Below are 12,967 nucleotides of genomic sequence, written 5' to 3' on the forward strand. Positions count from 1 at the left end.
CATTATAGCCCCACGGCACAGGGAAGCAGTCAGGATGACGCAAAAGGATAGGACGCCGTAGGAAGATAAAATAAACTTATGATAAGTTTATTTGCAAGGATGTGACATTGGACGTTGAAATGAGACCCGCATGATCAGGATGATTAAATGCGGGTTTTCTCTTTTCTGCCTCTTATTTTGCGCTAAGTTCTTTTAGTTTTAACTTCTTCTTATTAAGCTCATTATTACCTTGTCTTATGACAATAACATGACATTTCTCTTTCGATTAATCATTAATTTTCATTTGTTTTAAAAGTATCGGTATAAAGTAGTGCTTAAAAGCATTTTGGGTTAGGCTGTGTGCTCTCTCTTTTTGACATGGTCCGATAAAATGTTAAAAATTTATGGAATTAAAAACTGTAACTCAATGAAAAAAGCATTTGATGCCTTACAGGCTAAAGGGCTTAACTATGATTTTCATGATTATAAAAAACAAGGCATTGATGCAGATACTTTAAAAATCTGGTTAAAAGAAATTGGAAAAGATACCATTCTCAACAAAAAAGGAACGACTTGGCGCAAGCTTTCAGAAGAAGAACAAAATCGTGCTCTAAGCAGTGAAGAAAACCTCATTGAAGCACTCATTGCTCAACCAAGTTTGATTAAAAGACCTGTTTTAAAAACTTCACAAGGTTTCATTGTAGGTTTCGATGAAACCGCCTATCAAAATATTCAAGCCTAAAAAAACGAGCCATTTGGCTCGTTTTTTTATTAAAACTTTTAGTTCGCGCGAATCCACGTTTGGTTACGACCAAGTGCAGAAACGCCAATATAACCACGTAATTTAAGCTTTTTGCCGCCATCGGTTAACTCACCTTTCAGTTTGTAAGTTTTACCTGATTTTGGGTCTAAAATCGTACCGTTTTCATAACTGTTACCACCTACATTTTTTAAATTATGTACAATGGTGACACCTTTAAGCGGTTTGTTTTTGTACGGACCTTCACATTTTGTACAAGCGTTTTCTTCACCTGGTGTCAAAATGTTTTGGATGGTTGCTGTTAAGGTTCCGTCCTTCTGTTCCGTAAATTTCACTACGGCTTTTGGCTTGTTGGTCTGATCATCAATCGTTTTCCATACCGTTCCATTGAGTGAATCAGCCGCATTGGCAAATGCAGCCATACCAATGAGTCCTAAAGCTAAAGCAATCTTTTTCATTTTTGTAATATCCTTGGGTCTTTCAAGATTTTCAGTATTCAGAAGTCGCAAAGATATTGCAATTTTTGAATGTGACTGTTTCGTGTAACCTTGTAATCTTGCAAAATAAAATTTACAAGAAAACAAGAAACTAGCATAAAAATGGATGCTATATGAATATATCAAATGTTTGGAAATATTATTTTACAGAAACTTTTCTTAAAACAACAATTCGCAAGCCAAGCCAGCTAAATTTGCCGGCTACTGCCTTACGTCCTGTGCTAGATCAGATGTGTCGTGCTTTTCCACGACAAAAAAATGTTTCTGTGCGCCCGATTCGACTAGCAGGCATTAAAGGTGAAGAAATCAAGCCGCAAGATTCTGCGACTCAGCTGATTTTTCACATTCACGGTGGTGCTTTTTTCCTTGGTAGTGTTAAAACACATCATGCTTTTATGACGGATTTAGCTGCCCGTACTCAAATGCAGATTATTCATGTGGACTATCCGCTTGCACCTGAACATCCATACCCTGAGGCAACCGAAGCTCTATATGACATCTATCAGTCTTTGGTAGTACAAGGCATCCAACCGAAAGATATTATTTTATCGGGTGACTCATGCGGGGCAAATTTAGCGCTAGCACTTTGCTTGCGTTTGAAAGAACAACCCGAACTCATGCCGAGTGGCCTGATCTTGTTGTCTCCATTTTTGGATTTAACACTCACAAGTGAGTCTCTTCGGTTTAACAAAAAACATGATGCTTTATTATCAATTGAAGCCCTACAAACAGGCACTCAGTACTATATAGGCAATCACATCGCAGCCGATGATCCACGTGTTTCCCCTATCTTCGATGACTTACATGGCCTACCACCAACTTTGGTTCAAGTGGGTTCTAAAGAAATCTTATTAGACGATGCCAAGCGTTTTAGAGAAAAAGCTGAAGATGCTGGTGTTAAAGTTCAATTCAAACTTTATACGGGCATGTGGCATAACTTCCAGATGTTTAATGCATGGTTTGATGAGGCTAAACAAGCATTGGCAGATATTGCTGAATTTGCCCACGAACTCGATAAAACTTAATTTATTTATAAATGATGTGAATAGGCCTCAAAACTTTTCACATCATTTTCTTTATAAAAAGTCATCATATATAAATTGAAAATCATGTTATGTTTAAAATATAAATTATTGAAACAATCCAATTTTAGGATGGTCTAACAAAGAGGCATCTATATTTAGGAGCCCTTATTTCTTATGAAAAATCGTTTAATCACTTATCCCGTAAATAGAATAAAACAGGTGATAATCGATTTCATCCACAATAATCACATCATCAACTGGACGCCATTACAAAAAAGCGCACTGATGCTCACACTTGCTTGCGCAATGAATTTCAGTTGGATTTTATGGAAAGGCTATATTTTAATTACACCAAGTGTCTGGCAATGGGCAAATTTACCTTTAGTTGAATCACAAATCTGGCTCAATTTATTTACCTTATTTTTATTAGTCCTTTTGATTATTCCCTGTTACCGCTACAAAAATGATGAATGGGCTCAAAAAGTTATTCCTTTCATTAGCGTGCAGTTCTTTGCACTTATGCTATGTCATGATGGATATTTAATTGGCAGTATCAGCCCTGCCACTATGGTCGGTTATGTGGGTACGATTGGGGTGGGTTTGGTGTTATTTGACCGTAAAATTGTTTATAGCGCTCTTGTACCTGCGACAATTATTTTAACTGTATGTACATATTTAAGTATGACAGGTGCTTTAGCGTATGCACCTCTATTTAATTTTAGAGCCATGGATCATGCCCAAACCAATTCTTTCTGGTTAGGAAGTATGGCTTTTTTTATTATGCCTATTTTATTGGCCTGTTTTGTTTTATTTGAAATATTACTCACCCAATGGCGTCAGCGAGAAACTTATATTCAACGTTTAAGCCAAATCGACCCATTAACTAATGTATTAAATAGACGTAGTTTAAACATGCATTTGGAGTCGCTACACCAACAACAATTTGATTATGCTGTGGTACTTCTTGATATCGATCATTTTAAAAAAATTAATGATATATACGGCCACCATCAAGGTGATCAGGTCTTAATTGAAATTGCTCAATGTCTTTCAGAGAATTTGCGTAGCGAGGATATTATTGGTCGATTTGGTGGAGAAGAATTTATTTTATTACTCCCTCACACCGATATTATTCAAGCAGAGAAAATTGCTGAGCGTTGTCGCCAAGCCTTGCAAGAATTACCTGTTTTTACCGCTCAAAATAATCCTATTCACATTAGTGCGAGTTTTGGAATAAGCAGTTCAGCTTTTGCACAAGATCCTTATCTGGTTATTCGGCAGGCTGACCAAGCACTTTATGCGGTAAAAGCTTCGGGACGTAATCAGGTACGTACATTTCATCAAACCGAAACTATTGATACCTTATGATTCTTTGAATTTTGCCAAACTCGCGAGTTGCTGCAAAAGCTCTTGCTGACTAAAAGCGCCCGTTAAACGTAAAGCACGAATCTCTTTTTGCTCTGGACTTAAAAATAAATAGGTCGGTGGTCCTAAAATATTCCACTGCTTGAGTAGCGCTTCATGCGACTGATCATAATGGCTCAAATCAAGCTTAATTAAATAATAAGGTGCAAGAGCAGATTGAACCTCAGGTGCTTTTAAAATACGGTGCTCAATCGGTTGGCAAGCAACACACCAATCTGCGTAGATATCAACCACAATAGCCCGATCAGTAGGCGCTGCCGCTAAAAATTTTTCAAAGTCCGCTGCTGTTGTTGCAATATGCCACTCAGCCATGTGGTCAGAACTTTGCAAAGTTCGATTTTGAATATGTTGATATTGGTTATAGGCTATAAAAGGGGTAACGATTAATAATAAAATCGCGTAGAGCCATTGTAGTTGCCCTTTTTTCCAGAAAAACTGATAAACAGCATAGCCTATAAAAGCAAGGCCTAATACGAGGCTAAGCACTTGCATGCCCAAATCTGGCAGCAAAGGACGAATAAAATAAAGACTTAATCCCAACATCAGAAAAGCAAAAATTACTTTAATCTGATGCATCCAGTCGCCCGCTTTAGGCAAGAATTTTGCCCCTAAAATACTTGCCAGCAATAGCGGAATTCCCATTCCAAAGCCTAGGCAGAATAAAAGCAAAGCACCTTGCCACTGATTTTGTGTTTGAGAAATAAATAATAAAGTTCCAGCGAGAGGTGCGGTCATACAAGGACCCACCAAAAGCGCAGAAACGACACCCATAACCCCAGCACCGACCAAAGTACCGCCTTGTTGCATTGACTGAATACGATCAAGTCGGTTTAACCATGTTTGTGGTAAACGAAGCTCAAACAGACCGAATAAATTCAGAGCAAAGACAATAAACAGCAAACTAAAAGCAATTAAGGTTGCTGGCTGTTGCAACCAGCGCTGGAAATTTAAACCTGCCGAAGAAGCAATTAAACCTAAGCCTGCGTAAACCAATGCCATGCTACACACAAAAGTAAGCGCAATGGTCCAAGCCTTTAGCCCTTTATGATCCCGAATGATGAGTGAAGTTAAAATAGGAAGCATCGGTAAAGAGCATGGTGTAAATGCGAGCAACATGCCTAAACCTAAAAATAATAAAACACCATACCAAAGCGAGTTCTCAATTAACTTAGCAGACCAAATCTGATCTTGCGCAATTTGTGGTGTGGTTGTAGTAACTGCTGTCTCTGTACTCTGCTCTTTTTCTAAAGATTCTGAACCCGAGGAAGTGTCGGATTGTGTATTCGCTAAATCTAGTAATCGTTTTGGCGCTGTTCCTGCTTGGTTTTGCACACCCACCAAGCCATCTGCATCGGTCTGAAACTCAATGGTCTGGGGTGGATAACAAATACGGTCTTTGGCACAGCCCTGCCACGTCACACTATAATGCTCTGAAGGCTTAGTCTTAATTTGGAAATTAACTTGATGGTAGTAAACCTGACTTTGCCCATAATTTTCATCATATTGGGCAACCGCTTTAGGTAACTTTAAAGTTAAAGGTTGAGTACCTTGTTGTACGGAAAATTTATGCTGATAAAGATAATAATTTGGCTGAATCTGCCAAGATAAACTCGCAGTATGCGGCTCAGAAGATTCAACCGAAAATGAAAAAGCTTGTTCGGGCGAGAGTAACTTATCTTGCGCAGAAACCAACTGACTAAACACACAAACAGCAACTGCTAGAAAATAAAGAATTCCCTGATGAATAAGCTTTTTCATTAACATAAATTTAAATTGCTTCGATTAGAACAAGAATGCCACGCCTAAGCCACCGTTGTAGCTCTTGTCTTGACCCTCTAAATCAACCCCGATACTTGCATCGAGCTGAGTACGATCATTTACGGCGTAGACTAAACCTGTCCCTAAACCATATTCGTAGTCTTGGCTTTCAGCTTTACGGTAAATAAACTCAGAATAACCTGACAGCTTACCTGCGATTTTATAATCAATCGTTGGAATTGCAGTTACTGCCCAGTTACTATTTTGTACTTCATAGCGCATGGTAATTGATGTGCCGACTAAGTCATTATATTTATAAGCAACTGCTGAACTTAAGCTATAAATATCGTCATGCGCAGTAAATTCATCATTTCCAGTGGCAATGATCGCTTCAGCTAACACAGCCATTGATAAGTTTTCATCATTTAGATCAATTGCTTTTTTCAAACCGATGCTGACATCACCAAAGCCTGAAGTGTCATGTTTTTTACCAGCACGTTTGGTTTGAGTCCATGCTGGACCTTGCCATCCTAATTGTAATTCCAAACCATCAGCTAAACCGGTACGGAATAACATATCTTCATTTACAGTTACGGTTTTTTCTTTGACGCCATCAACCGTTGACTCTGTATAAGTCGCACTTGGCAAACCTTGTTCCCAAGCTAATTTACCAACTGGAGTAATCCCTGTTCCAAAACCAGCACCTGGGCGGTCAAAAGAAAACTCCGCAGCGAAAGTACTTCCAGCAGCAACAGTGGTCAAAGCAAAAGTTAAAATTTGAAATGTTCTCATTCTATTATCCAATCAAGTAGTTAGTTCTTTTGACATTTTTGCCCCATGTTGGCGCAATAATTCTAATGTTTCACGCTCTTCTTGAAGCGCTTCTGACCAATCTATTTCATCAAAGTCACAATCAAAGAACAACTGACTGATTGAAGATAAAATAGTGAGTCCCTCTTCATCGCGTGTGTTTGGATCAACTTTTTCATTTAATAAACGTTGGACAGCTGGCGCACATGCCGAGCTTGCCGCATCCCATAAAGGACCATAAAACTCTTCTGCATCCCAAAGGTGTACATTCGCTTTGGCTTGAATCAAAGCTTCGAGAATATCGAGGTAAACTTGTAATGATTGTTGCTTTTCTTCTTTTGATAGTGGTGTACCCGCTTCATAAGCTTCTGATACATCTTCCCACCATTTAAAAATTCCATCACAAATGATTGATACAGGTGGCCCTTGTTCCGGATCAATAAAGTTCGGATCAAGTCCTTCAGCAAGTAATTTTTGCACTTGCGCGAGTTCTAATTCTTCTATGGCTTTAATTAAAGCTTGCTGCTGGGTGGTTAACATGACCATCTCTCAAAAATATATTAGGACTATTATGCCTAATCTCTTCTGAAGATTTTAGAGGTTGATTGCATCGCATTGCAAACCTAATGTTGTGAATAGTTTTATTTTCATCAAATATAAAAAAAGCCCCGAAGGGCTTTTTAGCATTTTAAATTAAACTTCATCATCAATGAATTCTGGTTGACCACCTCTCGGGTGTTCTTTTTTCTCAAAAGTATGTTCAAGGCTACGTTTTAATTTTTCAATCGCGCCATGAATCGAGGCGTCAATATTTCCTGCTTTATGATGTACTGCAACTGGTTTCAAACCTGAAGGACGCGCTTCAATCATACAGTGGATATCTTTGTCACCACCTTTGTCCCCATTTTCATCACTAAAATGAACCGAAAAATGCGTAATACGTTCGCTATGACGTTGGAATTCTTGAGTAAGTTCTGCACGTACATAAGTAATTAAACGTTCGCTGTTATGGATGTTTTTATCTGTGCGGATTTCAATATTCATAAATACCATCCTCTCTTTCTTACTGTGGATCTTTTCTATGCAAAACTTTTTTATGTTGGCATGTTTTAAGCATGCATGAACTGACTTCAATTGTACATTTTGATGGTGTAATGGTTTGTTATCTCCTGACTTAAACGTACTGCTTTTAACTTATTTTGAAGATCTTCATACCTTCAATATCAGTCCATCTATAAAAATATGCAAGCTGATTTTTTAAATTTTTATGAAAAATTGAACAAAAGGAGAGCAATCGTGTCCAAATCTTATCTATCTGGAGCAGAGCTTATTGAGCAAATCCAGAAGTCTCCTTATTCACGTGATTTAATCGGATATCACGGGCAACCGCCACAAATTAAATGGCCTAATAATGCCAAGGTTGCTGTGCAATTTGTTCTTAATTATGAAGAAGGTGGCGAAAAACATATAGAGCATGGCGATGATGGCTCAGAACAGTTTTTATCAGAGATTATTGGCGCTGCAAGTTACCCAGCTAAACATATGTCGATGGACTCTATGTACGAATATGGTTCACGTGCTGGTTTTTGGCGCATTCATAATGAGTTCCAAAAGCGCAAACTTCCAATGACCATTTTTGGGGTTGCAATGGCGCTTGCCCGCAACCCTTATATTGTAGAAGCGATTAAACAAGCTGATTATGATGTGGTTTCTCATGGTTACCGCTGGCTTCACTATCAAGATACCGATATTGAAGTCGAAAAACAGCATATGGAGCAGGCTTTAACTGTCTTAGAAAACCTGTTTGAAAATAAAGTGATAGGTTGGTACACCGGACGTGACAGCCCCAATACACGCCAGTTACTCGCAGAGTTTCCACAAATACAATATGACTCAGATTATTATGGTGATGACCTGCCTTTTTGGACAACGCTTACCAATGCTGATGGCGCATCACGTCCTCATCTGATTATTCCTTACACTTTAGAATGTAACGACATGAAGTTCTGTTCACCAGGCGGCTTTAATAGTTCAGAACAGTTTTTTCAATATTTGAAAGATAGTTTCGATGTGTTGTATGCAGAGGGAGAAACTGCACCAAAAATGATGTCGATTGGAATGCATTGCCGCATTTTAGGGCGTCCAGGCCGTTTTAAAGCACTACAGAAGTTTCTCGACTATATTCAAATGCATGATCGGGTCTGGATATGTCGTCGTCAGGATATTGCTGAACATTGGTATAAAAATCACATAACTAAATAATTGATTTTTAATTTTCAAAATTCTTAAGCGAACCAAAACTCGCTATTGGCACTGTTATTGCTAAAACTCTATATCAAGACAACGAGATTAGGAATAACAGTGTTTTTAGCCGAGTTTAATCAAGCCCCACCAGAACAACTCAAGACTTTGTTAAAAAACTGTGTCCACATTCAAGCATGGGCCGAAAAAATCATCTCAAATCGTCCCTATTCAACAAAAGCATCTCTTTTGGAATATGCAGAACAGTTAAGTCAAATGTGGTCATGGCAAGAGATACTAGCGGCTTTAGCAACCCATCCAAAAATTGGTGAACGCCAAGCTAAAAAACAACTCAATGCAAAAGAGCAAGATTTTTCATCTAAAGAACAAGCTGGCATTTCTTTAGATGAACTAACTCAACAAGCTCTGCTGCAAGGTAATCTTGATTATGAACAAAAGTTTGGCTTTATTTTTTTAATTAAAGCGGCAGGCCTCAGTAGCGATGAAATTTTAAAAAAGCTACATGAACGACTACAAAACGACTTAGCTATCGAAAAAACAATTGTACATGAGCAACTTGCAGCGATTGCTCTATTACGTCTATCTCAGGAAATACAAGCATGATCAGCACTCATATTTTAGATACGAATTTAGGTAAACCAGCTGCAGACGTAGAAGTGAAGTTGTTTCATGCAGCAACCCATGAGCTGATAGCGACCGCAACCACCAATCAAGATGGTCGAGTGAGTGATTTTGGAATAACAGACTTTGCAGAAGGTGCTTATCAGCTTGAATTTGAAATTGCTCCTTATTTTTCATCGCAGCAAGTCAAAACTTTTTTCCCGCGTGTTTGTATTCAGTTTTTCATAGAAGACATTAATCAGCATTACCACATTCCATTACTGATCAGCCCATTTGCTTACTCCACTTATCGCGGTAGCTAACTCAATTATAAATAGGAGAAAAATATGAATCATCAGCAAAAAAATGCAATTTCTCCAGAGCATGAATATTTAGGAATTTCCAAAAGTTTTGCTTACGGCTTACAGCATGTGCTGACCATGTATGGTGGCATTGTAGCCCCGCCCTTGATTATTGGAACGGCAGCTGGCTTAAGCTCAGCACAAATCGGAATGCTCATTGCAGCAGCCCTATTTGTAGGTGGATTGGCAACTCTGATCCAAACCATCGGAACCAAATATTTAGGCGCAAAATTACCTCTGGTACAGGGTGTATCTTTTGCGGGTGTGGCCACCATGGTCGCGATTATCACCACAGGCGGTGGTTTACCTGCTGTCTACGGTGCGGTCATTGCAGCCTCTTTAATTGGACTGTGTCTTGCACCTTATTTTTCTAAAATTATTCGTTTTTTCCCACCTGTTGTGACAGGATGCGTCATCACGATTATTGGTCTATCTTTGTTACCCGTTGCGATTCGCTGGATGATGGGTGGCAACAATAAAGCACCTGACTGGGGTAGCGTAGAAAATATCTCTTTGGCACTGCTGACCTTAGGCATTGTGATTGTTCTAAATATGCTGCCGCAAGCAGGCATCCGACGCATATCAATTTTGTTGGCTATTGTGGCTGGTACTACCCTCGCCTACCTGATGGGTTTTGGTGATTTTAGTCAGGTGAGTTCAGGCGCATGGCTCCAATTTCCACACTTATTTGCATTTGGTTTACCGACTTTCGAGCTAAGTGCAATTTTATCGATGTTGATTGTGACCTTGGTCATTATGACTGAAACCACAGCCGATATTATTGCTGTCGGAGACATTGTAGGAACTGAAGTCGATTCAAAACGTATCGCCAATGGTGTTCGTGCCGATATGTTTTCGAGTGCTTTTGCCCCTATCTTTGGTTCTTTCATGCAAAGCGCTTTTGCCCAAAATGTTGGACTGGTGGCGATTACAGGCATCAAAAGCCGCTTTGTAGTCGCAGCAGGTGGTGTCATTCTGATTATTTTAGGTCTACTACCTATTATGGGTCGTTTGATTGCAGCGATTCCAATGCCCGTACTTGGTGGTGCAGGTTTGGTCTTGTTTGGGTCGGTTGCAGCGAGTGGAATTCGCACTTTGGCAAAAATAGATTATAACGATCAGAAAAATTTAATTATTGTCGCAACTGCTTTATCAGCTGGGATGATCCCAATTATTAACCATGAGTTTTATGCTCATTTCCCGGTTTGGGTACAAACTTTGTTCCATTCGGGCATTAGTTCAACATGTATCTTTGCTATCTTGTTGAATTTATTATTTAATCATTTACCTTCATTTCGTAGCTCGCGCACCCCACATTTAAGCCAAACAATAAACACAAGAAATACTCATTAAAGATTTAGTTTTTAGCGCCCCACTTCGGTGGGCTTTTTTTTAACCGTTGATCAAATTTGGCTTCATTTTTGCTTAAGACCCTGTATCCTTAGCGTGCTTTATTTGGGGGGAGATCATTTAAATGCAATTAAAGCAACTTGCGGCGACTTGTGCCTTGTTATCTGCAACTGCCATGGTTCAGGCAAAACCAATTTGGCAAGATTTTAGTGTGACTGGACTTTATGGTGAAAACTATGAAGTTGTAGATGACAAAGAAACCACAATTACTTTGGAATATGCAGCAAAAGTTAAATACGCTGATGTGTTTTTCTTTATGGACCGCATGCGTGGTGAAAATGACCACAAGAGTACTTACTTTGAGTTATCACCACGTCTAAGTTTAGGCGAAGTGTCTGGTAAAAAACTGTCGTATGGCCCAATCAAAGATGTACTCATTAGTACTACTTGGGAAGGTAACAGTGAAGACGGCAACAACTTCGACAACTTCCTTTATGGTTTTGCAGTTGATTTAGATATCCCATATTTCCAATATGCAAATTTAAACTTCTACCGTGCAAATAATGAGAACACTGACGACGATTATCAAATGACATTCGTTTATGGTATTCCATTAAAATTAGGATCTGAAGATTTCTTGGTAGATGGTTTCCTTGACTGGTCAACTGCTGAAGGCGACCATGCGAGCGAGTTGAACTGGACAACTCAGTGGAAATGGAATGTAGGTAAACACATTTCTCCTGATACACGCCTATACCTAGGTATCGAGCACTCAGTGTGGAATAATAAATTTGGCCTTCAAGGTCGAGACGAAAATAACGTTAGTGCACTGGTTAAATACCACTTCTAAAATCCAAATTTAGAAGATAAACAGCAAGGAAAATTCCTTGCTGTTTTTGTTTTTAATCAAGTGGATTACCCACAATATTACTAATAATCCCCTGCATAATATGTCCACCTTGTTCACGGCGTAATTCTTCATACCATGCTTGTGTAACAGCTTCATCTTTCATATGTGTCACATCACAACGTTTGCGTGCGCGAAGCACCAACTCATTGGCACGTTCATTGCGCTTGTTTTGATAGCGACGTAAAGCATCTTCTAGCCCCAAAGTATTAATTTGCAGAGAACGCGCTAAATAAATCGCGTCTTCCATGGCTTGGCAACCGCCTTGCCCAATATCAGGTGTCGTGCTGTGTGCAGCATCACCCAAAATCACCACGCGACCTTTATAAAATTGAGTGAACGGTTCAATATCATGTATTTCTACCCGATTGGTCTTTTGCGGGTCTAAGCGTTCAATAAGCTGCTGTACGGGTTGGCACCAATCAACAAAATATTGTTTTAAAAGTTTTTTATATTCATCTCGATTATTATCTAACCCTGCTGGTAAAGGCACATCTAAAAAGAAATAGAACTTTCCATCTGCAACTGGCATTAAAGAAGCTCGCTTGCCTTCGCCCACATAAGTCGTCCATTGCTGGGCTGGCGCTAAATCTTCAGATATTTCAACTAGGCCATTCCAGTTCACATATCCCGCATAACGGCGCTGCACTTGCTGACCGAGCACATAAGTCCGTGTAAGTGAATGCGTACCATCGGCCCCAATTAATAGATCAGCCTGCGTTGAACTGCCATCTGCAAAATGGACCTCCACATAATCAGCTTTGTCTTCAAGGCTGACCATTTTTTTGCCTAAATAAATCTGATCACGACCAAATTCATCCATTAACATATTTTGTAAATCAGCACGTGCAACTGGATAAGGTCGTTGGCCCACTTCTTCAATTAATGGCAGTAAACTGAATTGTGTCATCACATCTCCAGTTAAACCATCCACATAGGCCAAATCATCCATTTGTCCACCAAGTTTGGCGATTTTGTCAGTTAATCCCAGATAGTTCAGACATTTCACACCATTCGACCACAGTGAAATTGCCGCGCCGACGGGAAGAATCTTTTCAGTTTGTTCAAAAATGCGAACTTGGTGACCAAATTTCTTTAATGCAATGCCTGTGGTTAGACCTCCCATTCCTGCACCAATAATCACCACATTCATAACACTCTCCTATAGATATTCACCTATAGGGTGCTTATGCTAAAAACATGCCATCGTTCAAAATTTATTTAGCTTTTCC

Annotated in this window: 14 protein-coding genes; 8 read left to right on the forward strand and 6 right to left on the reverse strand. The window is 39.3% G+C overall.

Annotated features, from left to right (window positions below; genetic code table 11):
* Positions 1–370 precede the first annotated feature (370 nt).
* Positions 371–721 (forward strand): arsenate reductase, encoded by a 351-nt coding sequence (locus MKL33_RS16350; protein ID WP_270907356.1) that lies wholly within the window; start codon positions 371–373, stop codon positions 719–721.
* 38 nt (positions 722–759) lie between these two features.
* On the opposite strand, the gene MKL33_RS16355 is transcribed toward MKL33_RS16350, so the two are convergent.
* Positions 760–1,197 (reverse strand): DUF2147 domain-containing protein, encoded by a 438-nt coding sequence (locus tag MKL33_RS16355; protein ID WP_002121971.1) that lies wholly within the window; start codon positions 1,195–1,197, stop codon positions 760–762.
* A gap of 152 nt (positions 1,198–1,349) precedes the next feature.
* Here MKL33_RS16355 and MKL33_RS16360 point away from each other — a divergent pair, with 152 nt between their 5' ends.
* Both MKL33_RS16360 and MKL33_RS16365 read left to right on the forward strand, forming a co-directional pair.
* Positions 1,350–2,261 (forward strand): alpha/beta hydrolase, encoded by a 912-nt coding sequence (locus MKL33_RS16360; protein ID WP_004790086.1) that lies wholly within the window; start codon positions 1,350–1,352, stop codon positions 2,259–2,261.
* Positions 2,262–2,435: 174 nt separating this feature from the next.
* The gene (locus tag MKL33_RS16365) at positions 2,436–3,629 is read left to right on the forward strand and encodes a GGDEF domain-containing protein (protein WP_202744905.1); all 1,194 of its coding nucleotides are present in this window, start codon (positions 2,436–2,438) and stop codon (positions 3,627–3,629) included.
* Here MKL33_RS16365 and dsbD read toward each other — a convergent pair.
* The 4 genes from dsbD to MKL33_RS16385 form a co-directional block, all read right to left on the reverse strand.
* Positions 3,624–5,450, reverse strand: a complete 1,827-nt coding sequence (gene dsbD, locus MKL33_RS16370; protein WP_069036038.1) for a protein-disulfide reductase DsbD — start codon at positions 5,448–5,450, stop codon at positions 3,624–3,626. The two genes, MKL33_RS16365 and dsbD, sit on opposite strands and share 6 nt — an antisense overlap.
* Positions 5,451–5,468: 18 nt before the next feature.
* Positions 5,469–6,236 (reverse strand): transporter, encoded by a 768-nt coding sequence (locus tag MKL33_RS16375; RefSeq protein ID WP_014207941.1) that lies wholly within the window; start codon positions 6,234–6,236, stop codon positions 5,469–5,471.
* Positions 6,237–6,248: 12 nt separating this feature from the next.
* On the reverse strand, positions 6,249–6,794 hold the full coding sequence (locus MKL33_RS16380; protein WP_005066773.1) for an ankyrin repeat domain-containing protein: 546 nt from the start codon (positions 6,792–6,794) through the stop codon (positions 6,249–6,251).
* Between the two features lie 153 nt (positions 6,795–6,947).
* The gene (locus MKL33_RS16385) at positions 6,948–7,298 is read right to left on the reverse strand and encodes an HPF/RaiA family ribosome-associated protein (RefSeq protein ID WP_001019316.1); all 351 of its coding nucleotides are present in this window, start codon (positions 7,296–7,298) and stop codon (positions 6,948–6,950) included.
* A 252-nt stretch (positions 7,299–7,550) separates the two neighbouring features.
* Here MKL33_RS16385 and puuE point away from each other — a divergent pair, with 252 nt between their 5' ends.
* The 5 genes from puuE (at position 7,551) to MKL33_RS16410 (ending at position 11,678) form a co-directional block, all read left to right on the forward strand.
* Entirely contained in the window at positions 7,551–8,516 is a 966-nt protein-coding gene (puuE, locus tag MKL33_RS16390) for an allantoinase PuuE (protein ID WP_270907357.1), read from the forward strand.
* A 99-nt stretch (positions 8,517–8,615) separates the two neighbouring features.
* Positions 8,616–9,119 (forward strand): 2-oxo-4-hydroxy-4-carboxy-5-ureidoimidazoline decarboxylase, encoded by a 504-nt coding sequence (gene uraD / locus MKL33_RS16395; protein ID WP_068614311.1) that lies wholly within the window; start codon positions 8,616–8,618, stop codon positions 9,117–9,119.
* The gene (uraH, locus tag MKL33_RS16400) at positions 9,116–9,439 is read left to right on the forward strand and encodes a hydroxyisourate hydrolase (RefSeq protein WP_005066767.1); all 324 of its coding nucleotides are present in this window, start codon (positions 9,116–9,118) and stop codon (positions 9,437–9,439) included. Before uraD ends, uraH begins: the two co-directional genes overlap by 4 nt.
* A 24-nt stretch (positions 9,440–9,463) precedes the next feature.
* Positions 9,464–10,831 (forward strand): nucleobase:cation symporter-2 family protein, encoded by a 1,368-nt coding sequence (locus MKL33_RS16405; protein WP_069036040.1) that lies wholly within the window; start codon positions 9,464–9,466, stop codon positions 10,829–10,831.
* 121 nt (positions 10,832–10,952) lie between these two features.
* Complete coding sequence (locus MKL33_RS16410) at positions 10,953–11,678, forward strand: outer membrane protein OmpK (protein ID WP_005804406.1); 726 nt, start codon at positions 10,953–10,955, stop codon at positions 11,676–11,678.
* Positions 11,679–11,730: 52 nt separating this feature from the next.
* Here MKL33_RS16410 and hpxO read toward each other — a convergent pair whose 3' ends face one another.
* Complete coding sequence (hpxO, locus tag MKL33_RS16415; RefSeq protein WP_005078689.1) at positions 11,731–12,888, reverse strand: FAD-dependent urate hydroxylase HpxO; 1,158 nt, start codon at positions 12,886–12,888, stop codon at positions 11,731–11,733.
* Between the last annotated feature and the right edge of the window lie 79 nt (positions 12,889–12,967).

Source organism: Acinetobacter sp. AOR43_HL (assembly GCF_027854635.1).
Taxonomy (GTDB): Bacteria; Pseudomonadota; Gammaproteobacteria; order Pseudomonadales; family Moraxellaceae; genus Acinetobacter; species Acinetobacter pittii.